Origin of the sequence: Herbiconiux liukaitaii, assembly GCF_041927495.1 — a bacterium.
Taxonomy (GTDB): domain Bacteria; phylum Actinomycetota; class Actinomycetes; order Actinomycetales; family Microbacteriaceae; genus Herbiconiux; species Herbiconiux liukaitaii.
In genome coordinates this window covers 57,481-73,146 of the sequence record NZ_JBHFHG010000005.1, presented here as the reverse complement: position 1 = coordinate 73,146, position 15,666 = coordinate 57,481, and the positions used below count along the sequence as shown (strand labels likewise).

At 70.6% G+C, this 15,666-nt stretch carries 12 protein-coding genes; 3 read left to right on the top strand and 9 right to left on the bottom strand.

Features of this window, described 5'->3' with window-relative positions:
- Window position 1 precedes the first annotated feature (1 nt).
- The 7 genes from ddaH to sucC all read right to left on the bottom strand — a co-directional run bounded on the left by ddaH (window position 2) and on the right by sucC (window position 7,744).
- Entirely contained in the window at window positions 2–1,207 is a 1,206-nt protein-coding gene (gene ddaH / locus ACEXQC_RS11970) for a dimethylargininase (protein WP_374822281.1), read from the bottom strand.
- Between the two features lie 73 nt (window positions 1,208–1,280).
- Window positions 1,281–2,933 (bottom strand): bifunctional phosphoribosylaminoimidazolecarboxamide formyltransferase/IMP cyclohydrolase, encoded by a 1,653-nt coding sequence (purH, locus tag ACEXQC_RS11965; protein ID WP_374822278.1) that lies wholly within the window; start codon window positions 2,931–2,933, stop codon window positions 1,281–1,283.
- On the bottom strand, window positions 2,930–3,523 hold the full coding sequence (gene purN / locus ACEXQC_RS11960; protein ID WP_374822276.1) for a phosphoribosylglycinamide formyltransferase: 594 nt from the start codon (window positions 3,521–3,523) through the stop codon (window positions 2,930–2,932). Before purN ends, purH begins: the two co-directional genes overlap by 4 nt.
- Before the next feature lie 2 nt (window positions 3,524–3,525).
- On the bottom strand, window positions 3,526–4,869 hold the full coding sequence (locus ACEXQC_RS11955) for a cell division protein PerM (protein WP_374822273.1): 1,344 nt from the start codon (window positions 4,867–4,869) through the stop codon (window positions 3,526–3,528).
- Window positions 4,870–4,918: 49 nt separating this feature from the next.
- Window positions 4,919–5,437: a hypothetical protein gene (locus ACEXQC_RS11950; RefSeq protein ID WP_374822270.1), complete on the bottom strand. Its 519-nt coding sequence runs from the start codon at window positions 5,435–5,437 to the stop codon at window positions 4,919–4,921.
- Between the two features lie 217 nt (window positions 5,438–5,654).
- Window positions 5,655–6,557, bottom strand: a complete 903-nt coding sequence (gene sucD / locus ACEXQC_RS11945) for a succinate--CoA ligase subunit alpha (protein ID WP_374822267.1) — start codon at window positions 6,555–6,557, stop codon at window positions 5,655–5,657.
- A gap of 17 nt (window positions 6,558–6,574) precedes the next feature.
- Window positions 6,575–7,744: an ADP-forming succinate--CoA ligase subunit beta gene (gene sucC, locus ACEXQC_RS11940; RefSeq protein ID WP_374822264.1), complete on the bottom strand. Its 1,170-nt coding sequence runs from the start codon at window positions 7,742–7,744 to the stop codon at window positions 6,575–6,577.
- Window positions 7,745–7,993: 249 nt separating this feature from the next.
- Between sucC and ACEXQC_RS11935 the strand changes: the two genes are divergently transcribed.
- Window positions 7,994–9,961: a hypothetical protein gene (locus ACEXQC_RS11935; protein WP_374822260.1), complete on the top strand. Its 1,968-nt coding sequence runs from the start codon at window positions 7,994–7,996 to the stop codon at window positions 9,959–9,961.
- Between the two features lie 57 nt (window positions 9,962–10,018).
- Here the strand turns inward: ACEXQC_RS11935 and ACEXQC_RS11930 are convergent, their stop codons facing one another.
- Window positions 10,019–12,445, bottom strand: coding sequence for an ATP-dependent helicase (locus ACEXQC_RS11930; protein ID WP_374822257.1), 2,427 nt, complete (start codon window positions 12,443–12,445; stop codon window positions 10,019–10,021).
- A gap of 6 nt (window positions 12,446–12,451) precedes the next feature.
- Window positions 12,452–13,465 carry a glycerophosphodiester phosphodiesterase family protein gene (locus tag ACEXQC_RS11925; RefSeq protein ID WP_445451970.1) on the bottom strand — a complete coding sequence of 338 codons (1,014 nt, stop codon included), beginning with the start codon at window positions 13,463–13,465 and terminating at the stop codon, window positions 12,452–12,454.
- A 148-nt stretch (window positions 13,466–13,613) separates the two neighbouring features.
- Between ACEXQC_RS11925 and ACEXQC_RS11920 the strand changes: the two genes are divergently transcribed.
- Window positions 13,614–14,435, top strand: a complete 822-nt coding sequence (locus tag ACEXQC_RS11920; RefSeq protein WP_374822254.1) for a Bax inhibitor-1/YccA family protein — start codon at window positions 13,614–13,616, stop codon at window positions 14,433–14,435.
- A 100-nt stretch (window positions 14,436–14,535) separates the two neighbouring features.
- Window positions 14,536–15,615 carry a DUF418 domain-containing protein gene (locus ACEXQC_RS11915; RefSeq protein ID WP_374822251.1) on the top strand — a complete coding sequence of 360 codons (1,080 nt, stop codon included), beginning with the start codon at window positions 14,536–14,538 and terminating at the stop codon, window positions 15,613–15,615.
- Window positions 15,616–15,666 lie beyond the last annotated feature (51 nt).

Genomic DNA, 15,666 nt, shown 5'->3' with positions numbered 1-15,666 from the left:
GTCAGCGGATGCGCACCGAGAGGCAGGTCACGCAGCCCTCGAGCTTCTCGAACTCCGAGATGTCGACCGAGATCACCCGGTAGCCGAGCCCCTCGATGAGCCGCGCGGTCTCGGGCGCGGAGGAGGCGATGAGCACGGTGTCGTCGGCGAGGATCACGACGTGCGCGCCGCTCGGCTCGGGCACCTCGAGAAAGCGGTCGTAGACGAACGGGTCGTCGACGAGCGGCCGGTAGCCGATCACGGTGCCGTCCGGCAGCGCCGTCACCGTGCTCTTGAGGTGCAGGGCCTTGGTGAGCGGCACCGCCACCACCGAGTAGCCGCGCGGCGCGAGGATCTTGCGGAGCTGGCGGATGCCGTCGGAGTTCGTGCGCCCTCCGCGCCCCACGAAGACGGTCGTGCCGATCTTCAGCACGTCGCCACCGTCGAGGGTGCCGGGTTTCTCGATGCGCGTCACGTCGACGCCGAGGGCCGTGAGGCTCGCCTCCACGCCCTCGAGCTCGCCCTCGCGCTCCTTCGCCCCCGGGCTCCCGAGCACGGCGAGGGCACCGAACATCACCACGGCGTCCTCCACGAACACCGAGTCGGGCAGCTCGTCGGCCGACTCGACCTCCACCGGGTCCCAGCCCGCACCCGTGAGGGCGGCCACGTAGGCCTCCCACTGCTCCTCGGCGAGCTCCAGATCCACCGGCTCGCGCTCGATGTGCGTCACGATGCCGTCCTCGAGGCGGGCGGCGGGGCGGCGCACGAGCACGTACCTCTTGCGCAGCACCTCCTCCTCCTCGCTGAGACCGACCCTGGCGTGGATGCGCGGTGCCAGCGTCACCGAGGCCACCACCGCGCCCAGCACGAAGATGAGGTTGTTGCCCACAAGCGTCGCCACGAGCGGGGCGAGCAGGTCGCCGAGCTGCACACCCATGACGAGCGCCGAGACGCCCGTGCCCACGAGAGCCGCCACCGCACCGGAGACGAGGCCCGCGATGAGCGCCGTGTACCAGCGGCGGAAGGCGCCGACGAGGCCGAAGACGGCCACGAGCAGGAACAGCACGAGCGTGGAGTTGAGGAAGTACTCCGTGTAGACGGTGAAGACCTGGGCGTTCTGGGCGTTGCCCACGAAGAACGCCAGATCCGCGACGGCCAGGGCCACGACGGCCACCACGAGGGCCGCGACGATCGAGGCGATGACCGAACGGAGCCGGAAGGATGACATGGACACGACCTTAAACGAGCCTGGCTGGACGAATTCGGTGCATCGGCTGATGCTCAGGGGGGTCAGTGGGTCTTCAGTGGAAGAAGTGCCGCTCACCGGTGAAGTACATGGTGACGCCGGCCTTCTGCGCCGCCTCCACGACCTCGGAGTCGCGCACCGACCCGCCGGGCTGCACGACGGCCTTGACGCCTGCGGCGAGGAGCACCTCGAGCCCGTCGGCGAAGGGGAAGAAGGCATCGGAGGCGGCCACGGACCCCGCGGCCCGGTCACCCGCCCGGCTCACGGCGAGCTGACACGAATCCACGCGGTTCACCTGGCCCATGCCCACTCCCACCGAGGCGCCGCCGTGCGCGAGCAGGATGGCGTTCGACTTGACCGAACGGCACGCCTTCCAGGCGAACTCGAGGTCGTCGAGGGTAGCGGCGTCGGCGGGCTCCCCGGCCGCGAGCGTCCAGCTCGAGCGGTCGAGACCCTCGAAGCCGTCGGGAGTCTGCGCGAGGAAGCCGCCGCTCAGCTGCCGCAGCTCCACCGCCTCGCGGCTGAAGCCCTCTGGCAGGGTGAGCAGCCGCAGGTTCTTCTTGCCGCTCAGCACCTGGAAGGCGTCGGCGTCGAAGCCGGGGGCCACGAGCACCTCGGTGAACACGTCCTTCACCGACTCCGCCATGGCGAGGGTGACCGTGCGGTTCGCGGCGATGACGCCGCCGAACGCCGAGACGGGGTCGCAGGCGTGCGCCTTGGCGTGCGCGTCGGCGATGCGGTCGGGGGCCGTGGCCGTTCCCACGGCGATGCCGCACGGGTTGGCGTGCTTGATGATCGCGACGGCGGGCTCGTCGAAATCGAAGGCGGCCCGCACGGCGGCATCCGCATCCACGTAGTTGTTGTAAGACATCTCCTTGCCGTGCAGCTGCACCGCCTGGGCGATGCCGTGGCCGTCGGCGAGCGTGTAGAGAGCCGCCTGCTGGTGCGAGTTCTCGCCATAGCGGAGGGTCGCGGCACGCGAGGCGGAGACGGAGAGCTCGGCGGGGAACCCGGAGGCGTCGCCGGCCTGCGCTGCATCGCCGGCCTGCGCTGCGTCGCCGGCCCGCTCTGCGTCGGCCCCGAGCTGCTCGGCGAACCAGCCCGCCACCGCGGTGTCGTAGGAGGCGGTGTGCGCGAACGCCTGGGCGGCGAGCTCGCGGCGGAGCCCCAGCGAGGTGCCCCCGGCGATGATCGCGGCCGTGACGTCGGAGTAGCGCTCGGGCGAGACCACGATGGCCACGTTGGCGAAGTTCTTGGCCGAGGCGCGCACGAGAGCGGGCCCGCCGATGTCGATCTGCTCGATCACGGCATCCGGGGCCGCCCCCGATGCGACGGTCTCGCGGAATGGGTAGAGGTTCACCACCACGAGGTCGAAGGCGCGGATGCCGAGCTCCTCGAGCTGGTGCTTGTGCGACTCGAGACGCAGGTCGGCGAGGATGCCGGCGTGCACTCCGGGGTGCAGGGTCTTCACGCGGCCGTCGAGCGACTCGGGGAACCCGGTCACGCTCGAGACCTCGGTGACGGCCACACCCGCGTCGGCGATGGTCTTGGCGGTGGAGCCGGTGGAGACGATCTCGACCCCGGCGGCGGCGAGCGCCTGCACGAGCTCCACGAGCCCGGTCTTGTCGCTGACCGAGATGAGCGCCCGCGTGGCGGGCACGACATCGCGGTGGGTGTAGAGGCTCGGGTCGTGCTGGGGGCCACTCATCGTGCTGCTGTCTCCTTGAGGTCGACTACTCCGTCGGCGATGTCGCGCACGGCCTGCACCAGCAGCTCGCGCTCCACCACCTTGATGCGCTCGTGCAGTGCGTGCTCGGTGTCGCCCGGCAGGACGGCCACCTCGCGCTGCACGATGACAGGGCCGGTGTCGACGCCTTCGTCGATCACGTGGACGGTGACCCCGGTGGTCTCGACTCCCGCGGCCAGGGCGTCGCGCACGGCGTGCGCGCCGGGGAAGGCGGGGAGGAGGGCGGGGTGGGTGTTGATGATGCGCGGGGCGAGCGCGGTGACCACGGCGGGCGGCAGGATGCGCATGAAGCCCGCGCACACCACGAGGTCGGGCGACCAGTGCTCGATCTGGGCCAGGAGCTCGGCCCCCCACGCCGCTCGGTTCTCGAACGAGGAGGCGAGCACGGTGAAGGTCGGCACCTCGAACAGCTCGGCGTGCGCGAGGCCCTCGGCCTCGGTGTCGGAGCCCACCGCGATGACACGGGCAGGATAGGCGTCGTCGCTCGCGGCCTCGAGGAGCGCCCGGAGGTTGGAGCCTCCCCCGGAGATCAGGACGAGGAGCGTGAGCACCGTCACAGTGTATCGGCAGCGCCGCCCGAGCCCGTGCCCTGCACGCGGTCGCCCTGTGTGCGCTCGTTCTGGGCGCGATCGTTGTGCGCCCGCTCGTTGTGGGCGCGGTCCCGTCCATCCCGTCGCACGGCCCCCGCCACGAAGCCCAGGAGCATCGCCACGGTGAACTCGCCGAACGCGCACAGCCACACCCAGCCGGCATCCGGCCCCACATCGGCCAACCGGCCCGGCCCGGCGGCGCCCTGAGACCAGAGGGCGAGCAGCGCGATGATGGTCGCCCCGACAGCGCCGGCGAGGACGGCCGTCACCACGGTGCGCCACACGGATCCCGCCCGGCCCTGCACCCGCTGGGTGAGCGCGGGGCGCAGCACCGCCGCGGCCAGGAAGCCCGCCGCCACGGGCACGAGCAGCCCCACGAAGCCGAGGGCCGGCGTGTCCTGCGGCAGCGCTCCGAGCACGGGGAGCGACGGCACGAGGCCGAGCTGGGTGCCGAGGGGCGAGACGGCGGTGCCCGTGCCGAGTGCGAAGCCGGGGCCCACGAACCAGCTCGCCGTCCACACGATCAGGTTCGGCAGCAGGGCGAGCTGGGCCACGGTGAGGGTGATGCCGCCGAGCACTCCCGCCTGCAGGCTCTCGTAGAGCGAGACGATGGGCGAGAAGTTGGTCACGAGGATGATCGCCATGGCGACCGCCGAGAAGCCCACCACGGCGGTGGCGGCCACCGTGCCGGCGCGCAGGGCGACTCCGATGAGTCCGCGATCCCGATCGTCGAACCGTTCGAGGGCGGCACGCGCCTGCCGACGGATCGCCGAGCTCGAGCCGAACTCGAGGGGCGCCGTGCGGCGGGCGTTCGAGGCGTAGCCCACGGCGAGCCCGAGGGCGTAGACGAACCCGGGGAGCACGGCGCTCTGCGGCAGCGACGGCGCGGCACCCTCCGCCGTCGAGCCGAGGGCCACGAGCACGCCGAGCCCCGCGAACACGAGGGTGCCGGCCACGGCACCGGTGACGGGGAACTCGGTCGCACCGAGCCTCCGACCGGAGCGCACGCCCAGCAGCACCGTCACGAGCGCGAGCCCGAGGGGCGCGATGCCCACCACGAAGGGCACGTCGGCGCCCGCCACCCCGAGCTGCTGGGCGAGAGCGGGGTCGAGCACGAGCGAGAGGTCCACGCCGTTGCCGAGCAGCCAGAGGTCGCCGGAGGCGCGCCAGAAGTCGAGCCAGTCGACGGCGAGCTCGAACTGGATCGCCCACAGCAGGGTGAGCGGGATGAGCGGGATCCCCAGGCCGATGGCGACGACGATGAGCGCGTCGAGAGCGGCGAGAAGGGCGGTGACTGGGCGATTCATGCGTGGCGAGCCTACCCCGCCGTCCGGCCGATCCCGTGGCGGCACGACGTCAGTGCAGAACGACCTTCAGCATGATCACGGCGAGGCCCAGGAGACCCGTGGCGAGGCCTCCCACGACGCACGAGTACCACTTCGCCCCGCGCTCGGCGAAGGCCAGCACGCCGAGGCCTGTGAGGATGAGCACCGAGGTGAGGAGCGCGAGCACGTAGGCGAGATCGTCGTCGATCAGACCGCTCGCTCCGAGGGCGAGCATGCCGATGGGCAGGATGGCCGAGACGGGCAGACCGGCGGCATGGCGCACGGCACGGGCGAGGGCCTCGCCGAGCGGGATCTCCACGCCGTTGCGCTTGCCGTGGGTGGCCACGGTGGCGGCGAACACGTGCGCGATCCAGAACACGAAGACCGTGATGGAGACGGAGGCGATCATGTCGAAGTCGGTGTCGCCGTCTTCGATGAGCACGATGAGGGCGGCCACGATGATCGTGCCGTAGATCGACTCGGGAGTCACGAACTCGTGCCGCAGCCGCCGCCACAACCCCCCGCCGGCCGCCCCGCTCACCTTCGTCACGCCTCGATCATGCCAGAACTCGCGCACTCAGGGCCCCGCCGCTCGAACCACGCAACAGGCCGTACTCGCCGACCCAAGGTGAGTGCGCGGCCGCGAAGCGACCGCACGCGAACATATCGCCCGCGCCGCAGAAGCGGCGGCGCGGACCGAGGGGATCGCGCGAAGCACGATCCCCTCGGCAGAATCACAGCGCCGCGATGTGCCTATGGTTCGCCGCCTAGAGGGCGGCGAACACCTCGCGCAGGAGGGCTGCGGTCTCGCTGGGCGTCTTGCCCACGCGCACTCCGGCGGCCTCGAGGGCCTCCTTCTTCGCCTGGGCGGTTCCTGCCGAGCCGGAGACGATGGCGCCGGCGTGGCCCATCGTCTTGCCCTCGGGAGCGGTGAACCCTGCCACGTAGCCCACGACGGGCTTGGTGACGTTGGCCTTGATGAAGTCGGCGGCACGCTCCTCGGCGTCTCCACCGATCTCGCCGATCATCACGATGGCCTTGGTCTCGGGGTCGGCCTCGAACGCGGCGAGGGCGTCGATGTGGGTGGTGCCCACGATCGGGTCGCCGCCGATGCCGATGGCGGTCGAGAAGCCCAGGTCGCGCAGCTCGTACATCATCTGGTAGGTCAGGGTGCCCGACTTCGAGACGAGGCCGATGGGGCCCTTGCCGGTGATGTTCGCGGGCGTGATGCCCACGAGCGACTCACCGGGGCTGATGATGCCGGGGCAGTTCGGCCCGATGATGCGGGTCGTGTTGCCCTTCGACTTGGCGTAGGCCCAGGCCTCGGCAGAGTCCTGCACGGGGATGCCCTCGGTGATCACCACGAGCAGCGGGATCTCGGCGTCGATGGCCTCGAGGATCGCATCCTTCGAGAAGGCGGGCGGCACGAAGGCGATCGACACGTCGGCGCCGGTGGCCTCCATGGCCTCCTTCACCGAGGCGAAGACGGGCAGCTCCACGGCGTTGCCGTCCTTGTCGGTGTGGCTCACGGTGGTGCCGGCCTTGCGGGCGTTCACGCCGCCGAGCACCTGGGTGCCGGCCTTCAGCATGAGGGCCGTGTGCTTGGTGCCCTCGCCGCCCGTGATGCCCTGGACGATGACCTTGGAATCCTTGTTCAGAAAAATCGACATGCTCTCTCGTCCTTTGCTTACTTCGCCGCGGCGGCGAGCTCGGCGGCCTTGTCGGCGCCGTCGTCCATCGTGAGGGCCAGGGTCACGAGGGGGTGCGCTGCCTCCTCGAGGATGCGGCGGCCCTCCTCGACCTTGTTGCCGTCGAGGCGCACCACGAGGGGCTTGGTGGCGGTGTCGCCGAGCACCTCGAGGGCGCCCACGATGCCGTTCGCCACGGCGTCGCACGCGGTGATGCCGCCGAAGACGTTCACGAACACGCTCTTGACCTGCGGGTCGCCGAGGATGACGTCGAGACCGTTGGCCATCACCTGAGCGGAGGCTCCGCCGCCGATGTCGAGGAAGTTGGCGGGCTTCACGCCGCCGTGCTTCTCACCCGCGTAGCTCACCACGTCGAGGGTCGACATCACGAGGCCGGCACCGTTTCCGATCACGCCCACCTCGCCGTCGAGCTTCACGTAGTTGAGGTCGTTCTGCTTGGCCTTGGCCTCGAGCGGATCGGCGGCCTCGGCGTCTTCGAGGGCCTCGTGGCCCGGGTGGCGGAATCCGGCGTTCTCGTCGAGCGAGACCTTGCCGTCGAGGGCGATGATGTCGCCCTCCTCGGTGAGCACGAGCGGGTTGACCTCCACGAGAGTGGCGTCCTCGCCCTTGTAGACCTCCCACAGCTTCACGAAGACGGGGGCGACCTTGTCGACGAGCTCGGCCGGGAACTTCGCGTCGATGGCGATCTGCTTGGCGGTCTCGAGGTCGATGCCCTTGATCGGGTCGACCTCGATGCGCGCGAGCGCCTCGGGGCGCTCCACGGCGAGCTGCTCGATCTCCATGCCGCCCTCGTAGCTCGTGAGCGAGAGGTAGGAGCGGTTGGCACGGTCGAGCAGCACGGAGAAGTAGAACTCCTCGGCGATGCGGGCGCCGCCCGCCACCATCACGCGCTTGACGATGTGGCCCTTGATGTCGAGGCCGAGGATCGACTTGGCCGCTTCCTCCGCCGCATCGGCATCCTTGGCGACCTTCACGCCGCCGGCCTTGCCGCGGCCGCCGACCTTCACCTGGGCCTTCACCACGGTGACGCCGCCGAGCTTCTCGGCCGCCGCCCTCACGTCCTCAGGGGTATCGGCGATGATGCCCGGCAGAACCGGTACTCCATAGCTCTCGAAGAGGTCTCGGGCTTGGTACTCGAATAGATCCACGCTGGTCTTCCAATCCGCTTTCAACTCGTCGTCCCGGAGGGAAAAACGGGACATGACAGACGGCGCGACGAATGGGATGTCCCCTCCATCGCTCCGGACACCATCTAGAACTCTACCCCTGTGCGCCCCGGCCCCCATGCCGTCGCTCCCAGCCGCGACTGCTCCTCCCCCGCGGGCGTCTGCGTACGCGCTCTCCACAGATGGGGTGCGCGCGGCCCGCGCCGGAGTGCGTGCCGGGAGGCTGTGCGCATGACTCGATGCCTCCGACTTCTCTGCACGTCCGCGCTCGCCCTGCTGGTCCTTCCCCTCGCACTCCTCGTCGGTGCGCCACCGGCCGTCGCCGCTACGGCGCTGGCGCACGGGCAGGGTGTGCTGTGGGCGGTCGACCGCACGTCGTGGCTCGGCAACTACGTGCTCGACGACGGGCTGCACGGCTACTGCATCGACGTCGAGAAGCCGCCTCCCCTGGGGTCGGCCGTCGACTACCTGCCTGGCCGCGAGGCCGCCTGGTTCGGGCTCGACGACTCGGCCAGGCTCGCGTTCATCTCGCGGGAATGGGGCGATCCGGCCGATCCGCTCACCGCGGCGGCCGCGCAGCTCGCGACCTGGACGGTCACGGGGCTCGCCGGCCACGACCAGGCGTACTTCGCCCGGCGCGCGAACGCCGACGCGGATCTCGTGCTGACCGCGGCGAACCACATGCTGCGCATCGCCGACGGCACGGCGGGGGCCTCGCGGGGCGTGACCGCCACGGTGCAGCTCGACCTCGAGGGCCACGGCGGCCGCGTCACGTCGGATCTCGTGGTCGACTACCTGGGCGGCGCGCGCTCGCCCGCTCCGCGCTCGTTCTCGGCCACCGTCACGCTGCGCGGGGCCGTGTTCGCCGACGGGTCGCGCACGGCGTCGGTACCCAACGGGGTCTCCCTGCCCATCAAGCCCGATCAGGCGGGCGCCACCGAGAAGGTGGCGGTCGATGTCGTCTATCGCAACCTGCCCTTCGGCGCCGACTACCGGCTGGGGCGCAGCGCAGGAGACACGCAGAGCCTCCTGGTGTCGAACCCCTACCCGGCGGAGGCCCGCGCGTCGGCCTCGGCGACCGCGCCGAACGAGCTGCCGTTCGCGCCCAGGGTCGTCACCACCACGAGCGAGGCCATCGCCGCCCCCGGCACCGAGCTGAGCGACATCGTCACCCTCTCGGCGCATCCGGAGTCGGCCACGGGAGCGGAGTGGGGCCGCTACCGAGCTCGCGACGGCTCGCTCGAACCCATCCCGGTCGTCATCGAGAGTGTGCTGTGGGGGCCGTTCGGCGCCCCACCCGCCCTGACCGACCGGGCGCCGTCGGGCGCACCGCAGGTGTGCACGGTCGAGCTGCTGGTCGAAGGAGGCCCAGGCACGTACCGTACCCCCGCCTGCACCATCGACGCTCCGGGTTTCTACGTCTGGACCGACTCGATAGATCCCGCACGCACTCCCGGCTGGCAAGGAGGCGATCGCTTGCGCCCCTGGAACTCCCCCTTCGGCGTGACATCGGAGACGACAGTGGTCCCCGCGTCCCCCCGCATCACCACAACCGCCTCCCACCACCGCCTCACAGCCCCCGCTTGCGTCAGCGACACCCTCACAGTCACCGGCCTCCCCGAGGGCACAGCGCCCCTCGCGGTCACCTCCACGCTGCTCGGACCACTCGAGCACCGTCCGCCGAGCGGCGCGACGCCGCCGGGGTGGGAGGAGTTCCCGGTGGCAGGCGAGGTGGTCACGGCGATCGACCGCGACGGCGAGCACGAGTCCCCCTGCATAGGAGTCTTCGAACCGGGCTTCTACTACTTCGTCTTCTCCTCCCCCGGCACGTCCCGCTCCCCCGCAAGCCCTTCGGCGGCGGCCTCTGCCCTGACGTCGGCGCTGGTGCCGCCGTTCTCCGACACCCGGGTGCACGACGCGGAATCCCTCGAGTTCGTGGCGCCCGCGCCAACCCCGCCGCCCACCGCGCCGCCGGCCGGCCCACCCACGCCGCCCGCCACACCACCCGCTGTCGTTCCACCGCCCGCGCCGCCCATCACCGAACCACCCGCCACCGCGCCGCCCAGCACCCCGGCCACCCCGCAGGCCCAGCTCCCGCGCACGGGCTCGATGCCCCCGGCCCTCTCCACCGCGCTAGCGGTCGCCGCCGTGCTGGCAGCCCTCGCCGGCCTCGGCTTCGCCCTCAGGCACCGCTCATGACCGAGCAGCCACCACCGTGCCCGGCGCCTCGGCGTTCGGACCCTCTCGGGCCTCAGGTCAGAGCTTCTCGATGGGGGCGATCTTGATGAGGAGCTTCTTGGGGCCGGCCGCTTCGAAGTTCACGTGCGCCACGCGCTTCGACCCCTCGCCCGTGACCTGGTTCACGCGGCCCTCACCGAAGTCGGTGTGCCGGATGCGGTCACCGGGAGCGAGTTCGAGGTCGCCGTTGTCGCGCACCTGGCCGGTCACCCGGTTGGCCCACTCGGTCTTCACCCGGGGAGCGGCGGGCGGCAGCCCGAACGACGAGTCGCTGTTCCACCGCGATCCGCCGCCCCCGCCACCCGATCCTCCGTACGACCGGCCGCCGCGCGAGGCGTTCAGCGCGCGCGGCTCCGTGCCCCCGCGCGACGTGGCCATGCCGGGCGACTGCACCCAGTCCATGAGCTCGGCCGGGATCTCCTGCAGGTAGCGGCTCGGCATCGCCACCGCGGTCTCGCCGAACTGCGCCCGGGTCATGGCGAGCGAGATGAAGAGCCGCTGCTTGGCGCGCGTGATGCCCACGTAGAAGAGCCTCCGCTCCTCGGCAGGGCCGCCCGGCTCGCTCGCCGACATGCGGTGCGGCAGCAGATCCTCCTCCACACCCGTGAGGAAGACGGCGTCGTACTCGAGCCCCTTCGCGGTGTGCAGCGTCATGAGCGAGACCGTGCCGCTCGAGTCGTCGAGGTCGTCGACCGCCGCCACGAGCGACACCTCGGTGAGGAAGTCGATGAGCGTGCCGTCGGGGTTGTTGCGATTGAACTCCTTCGTCACCGCGAGGAGCTCCTCCACGTTCTCGGCCCGCGCCTCGTCCTGCGGATCGCGACTCGCGCGCAGCAGCGTCACGTAGTTGCTCTTCTCCATGAGCAGAGAGAGCACCTCGCTCACGGGGGCCTCGCCGCCGGGGCGCTCGGGGTCGTTGAGCGCCGTCGCCTCGTCGAGCAGCCCGGCGAGCTGCAGGATGGCGCCCGTGACCTTCGGCCCCATGCCCAGCTCGCCCGCACGCCGCATGGCGTCGCGGTAGCCGATGCCCTCGCGCTCGGCGAACGCGGCCAGCTGCGTCTCGGTGGCCGGCCCGATGCCGCGCTTCGGCGTGTTCAGGATGCGCCGCAGGGCGAGCGCGTCGAACGGATTGGCGACGCTCGTGAGGTACGCCATCGCGTCCTTGATCTCGGCGCGCTCGTAGAACTTGGTGCCTCCCAGCACCCGATAGGGCAGCGCGGAGCGGATGAAGATCTCCTCCAGCGCTCGCGTCTGCGAGTTGGTGCGGTAGAAGACGGCGATCTGGTTGTACGCCATGCCGCCCTCGCGGAGCTTGGCGATCTCGTCGGCCACGAACTGCGCCTCGTCGTGCCCGGAGTACCCGGTGAACCCCACGATCTTCTCGCCGTCGCCCACGGCCGTCCACAGCTTCTTGTCTTTGCGGTCGAAGTTGTTCGAGATGACGGCGTTGGCCGCCGAGAGGATGTTCTGGGTCGAGCGGTAGTTCTGCTCGAGCAGCACCACCCGCGCACCGGGGAAGTCGCGCTCGAACTCCACGATGTTCCGGATGTCGGCCCCGCGGAACGCGTAGATCGACTGGTCGGAGTCACCCACCACCGTGAGCGAGGCCCCACCGCCGCCGAACGCCGGCAGGCCCGCGAGCTCGTTGGACTGCGGCGGCCGGGTGAGCTCGCGGATGAGGGAGTACTGCGCGTGGTTGGTGTCCTGGTACTCGTCGACCAGGATGTGCCGGAAGCGGCGCTGGTACTTCTCGGCCACCTGCGGGAAGGCACGGAACAGGAAGACGGTCTGGCTGATCAGGTCATCGAAGTCGAAGGCGTTCGCGTCGCGGAGCGCCCTCGTGTAGGCCCGGAAGACCTCCACGAACATCGCCTCCTGCGGATCGGAGAAGTTCGCCTGGCGAGCGTAGCTGTCGGCATCGCTCAGCTCGTTCTTGAGCTTCGAGATCTTGCCCGTGACCTGCGAGACGGTGAAGCCGTAGGTGTCGGCCTGCAGATCTTTGATGATCCGCTTCACGAGCGCCCTGCTGTCGGCCGAGTCGTAGATGGTGAAGCTCTTCGTGAAGCCGAAGTTCTCGGCCTCCCGGCGGAGGATGCGCACGCACGCCGAGTGGAACGTCGAGATCCACATGCCCTCAGCCACCTGCCCCAGCAGGTGCCCCACCCGCTCGCGCATCTCCGCGGCGGCCTTGTTGGTGAAGGTGATGGCGAGGATCTGGCTCGGCCACGCCTCGCCGTTGCGGATGAGGCTCGCGATCCGGTGCGTTAGCACCCTGGTCTTGCCACTGCCGGCCCCCGCCACGATGAGCAGTGCGGGGCCCCGGTGCACGACCGCCTCACGCTGCTCGGGATTGAGCCCTTCGAGCAGCTCGTCCTCCTCCTCGGATCGGGAGTCTCCGACCACGATGGGGGTGATGCGCGGGTTCGATGCGGTGGTTTCGCTCATGCTGCGTCAAGTGTAGGCCGCACCTCCGACGCTGCTGCGAGCGGCGACGGCGAGATCGGGCTGGTCGGCGAAGACGCCGTCGACGCCCGTGGCGAGGATGGCCCGGAACTCGTCCTCCCACCTTCCGAAGGCCGCCTTGTCGCGCCCGATGCGATAGTTGCGGGGCAGGAAGCGGTTCTCCGCCCGGAGCGTCCAGGTGAACACCTCGAGACCCGCGGCGTGGGCCCGGTCGACCACGTCGGAGGCGTCGTGGGCGGCACCCAGGGCATCCCGCGGCAGGATGGTCGCCTTGTCGAGACTGATTCCGTCGACCGATTCCGCGAGCACCCGCAGACCCTCGTCGGTCAACTGGTCGGCGTACCGGAGGGCCTCCCTGCCGTCCCTGGCCAGGAGATCGAACGGCGCACCGGAGTCCTCGAGCAGATAGATCCAGCGGGCCTCGAGGCCCGTCGCCCTCAGCTCGCCGAGCACAGTCTGCTCGAACGACTCCACCACGAGCGCATCCCGCCCGGCCGAGCCCCACCCGGCCTCCGCGATCTCGCGGGCCACAGCGTCGGCGAGCGGCAGATCGGCGGCGGCGAAGTGGGTGGCGTGCTTGAGCTCGACCACCGCACCGCCCCCGGCCTTCTCCGCGATGCGCAGCACATCGGCGAGCCGCAGCAGCCCGAACCGGCCGTCGAAGCTCGCGCTCGAGGGCCTCGTGCCCGGCAGTCGCTCCACGGCGCGGAGGGTCTGCAGCTCCGCCCACGTGAAGTCCTCGGTGAACCACCCGGTGTGCAGAGCGCCGTCGACCTCGCGCGTCGTGCGCCGACCGGCGAACTCGGGGTGCGACGCCACGTCGGTGGTGCCCGAGATCTCGTTCTCGTGCCTCACCACGGGCACACCGTCTCGAGAGAGCACCACGTCGGGCTCCACGGCATCCGCGCCGAGCGCGAAGGCGAGCTCGTAGGCCGAGGCCGTGTGCTCGGGGCGGTAACCGCTCGCCCCGCGATGTCCGATGATCCGTGTCCGCTGCTGCACGATCCACACGCTACGCGCCCCTGCCCCGGCCTGTTCGCCGAGGGCGTGCAGAACCGCCGTATGGCGGCGGACTTCCAGCGAATTCAAGCGAACCGTGCACTACCCTGGGAGCACCACGTTCACGTTCCCACGACAGATTGAGACTGACATGGCAGGCCCCGCGTCCTCCAGCAATCCCGCCTTCTCCCGCAACCCCGTGTTCAACGGCAAGCAGGTGCAGAACATCTCGGCCGAGGGTCTGCAGACGATGTACGAGAAGCCGTCAGCCACCCCGTCGCAGACCGACCGCATGAGCTACGACGGCGTGATCGTCAAGACCGCCGGCATGTTCGTGGTGCTCCTCGTCACGGCCACCGTGAGCTTCCTGGTCAACCAGCCGGTGCCCACCGTGCTGGGCCTCGGCCTCACCGTCGGCGGCGCCATCATCGGCCTCATCCTCGGTCTCGTCAACGCCTTCAAGCGCGAGCCGTCGGTGCCGCTCATCATGCTGTACGCGGCGTTCCAGGGTCTCTTCATCGGCGGCATCTCGAGCATCTTCGAGTCGCAGTGGTCCGGCATCATCGTGCAGGCGGTGCTCGCCACCCTCGCGGTGTTCGGCGTCACCCTCGCCCTCTTCGCGAGCGGCAAGATCCGCGCCTCCAAGCGGGCCACCAAGGTCTTCCTCATCGCGATCATAGGCTACGGGCTGTTCTCGCTGCTCAACGTCGTGCTCATGATCACCGGCGTGGTCGACGACCCGTTCGGTCTGCGCGGCGCCACGATCTTCGGCTTCCCCGTGGGCATCGTGATCGGCCTCTTCGCGGTGCTGCTCGCGGCCTACTCCCTCGTGCTCGACTTCGACTCGATCCAGCGCGGCGTGAAGAGCGGCGCTCCCCGCAAGTACGAGTGGTCGGGAGCGTTCGGCCTCGTGCTCACGCTCATCTGGCTCTACCTCGAGCTGCTCCGGATCATCGCCATCTTCCGCAACTAGGGCGGGCGAGAGCCGGCGCACAGGCGGAAGCCATCGACATCACGAACGGGGTCGTCCTTCAGGGCGGCCCCGTTCGCCGTTCCCGCGGCACCGGAGGCGCGTGACGGCCCCCGCGCGCCGCCGCATCCTCGGCCTCGACACCGCTCGCGGTCTCGCCCTGCTCGGCATGCTCGCCGCCCACACCGTTCCCGAGGGCGAGGAGGAGGCGCTGTGGGACGGCCGTTCCTCGGTGCTCTTCGCCCTCGTGGCCGGCATCTCGCTCGGCCTGCTCGCCGGCGGCACCCGGCGCCCCCACCCCGGCACACGGGCCCGCATGGCTCGCATCGTCGCCCTCCGCGCCCTCCTCCTCGTCATCCTCGGCATCGCCCTCACCCTGCTCGAGACGCCGATCGCCATCATCCTCGACACCTACGGGTTCCTCTTCGCCGTGGCCATCCCACTGCTCTTCGCGCCGCGCTGGCTGCTCGGGGTGGTGGCCGCGCTGAGCGCCGTCGCCGGCCCACCACTCGTCACCTGGCTGTCCGACGCGGCCACCGCCGCGGAATCCACCGGAGGTCCGGCCGCCCAGCTGATCGGCAGCCCGTGGGCGTACTTCCCCGAGGCGTGGCTCTACGGCGTCTACCCCGCGCCCGTCTGGCTCGCCTACATCGCCACGGGCATCCTCATCGCCCGCTGCGACCTGCGCCGCCGACGCACCCAGGTCGGCATGCTCGTCACCGGGGCCGTGCTCGCCGCCATCGGCTACCTGGGCGGGGTGCTGCGCGACGATCCCGTGATCGCGCACACGAACACCACGGCCGAGGTGGTGGCGACAGGCGGGCTCGCGGTCGCCGTGGTGGGCCTCGTGCTGCTCGTCACCGCGCCGGGAGAGTCGACCCGAGCGAGATGGGCACGCGTCATCGCGCATCCCGTCGCCGCGGCGGGCTCGATGCCGCTCACCCTCTACACGGCGCAGATCGTGGTGATCGCCATCATCGTGCGCACCGTGCCGGGTGCCGAGGTGGGCCTCGACTGGCAGACCACTCCGCTGTTCTTCGCTCTCGCTGTTCCCGCGCTGGCCGTCGCGACCCTCTGGAGCCTCCGCTTCGAGCAAGGTCCCCTGGAGTGGCTCTTCAGCCGGCTCAGCACGCAGCGCCCCTGGCGCGCACCGACACGAGAACCCTCAGCACCTCAGGAGTGAAGGGCCGACACCTCAGGAGCAACGGGTCGATGCCTCAGCGGGCGACCCGCC

Coding starts and splice junctions, on each gene's coding strand:
- purH (WP_374822278.1), bottom strand. CDS start 2,933: ATGAGTGGCCCCCAGCACGACCCGAGCCTCTACACCCACCGCGATGTC.
- ACEXQC_RS11935 (WP_374822260.1), top strand. CDS start 7,994: ATGACTCGATGCCTCCGACTTCTCTGCACGTCCGCGCTCGCCCTGCTG.
- ddaH (WP_374822281.1), bottom strand. CDS start 1,207: ATGTCATCCTTCCGGCTCCGTTCGGTCATCGCCTCGATCGTCGCGGCC.
- ACEXQC_RS11920 (WP_374822254.1), top strand. CDS start 13,614: ATGGCAGGCCCCGCGTCCTCCAGCAATCCCGCCTTCTCCCGCAACCCC.
- ACEXQC_RS11955 (WP_374822273.1), bottom strand. CDS start 4,869: ATGAATCGCCCAGTCACCGCCCTTCTCGCCGCTCTCGACGCGCTCATC.
- sucD (WP_374822267.1), bottom strand. CDS start 6,557: ATGTCGATTTTTCTGAACAAGGATTCCAAGGTCATCGTCCAGGGCATC.
- ACEXQC_RS11930 (WP_374822257.1), bottom strand. CDS start 12,445: ATGAGCGAAACCACCGCATCGAACCCGCGCATCACCCCCATCGTGGTC.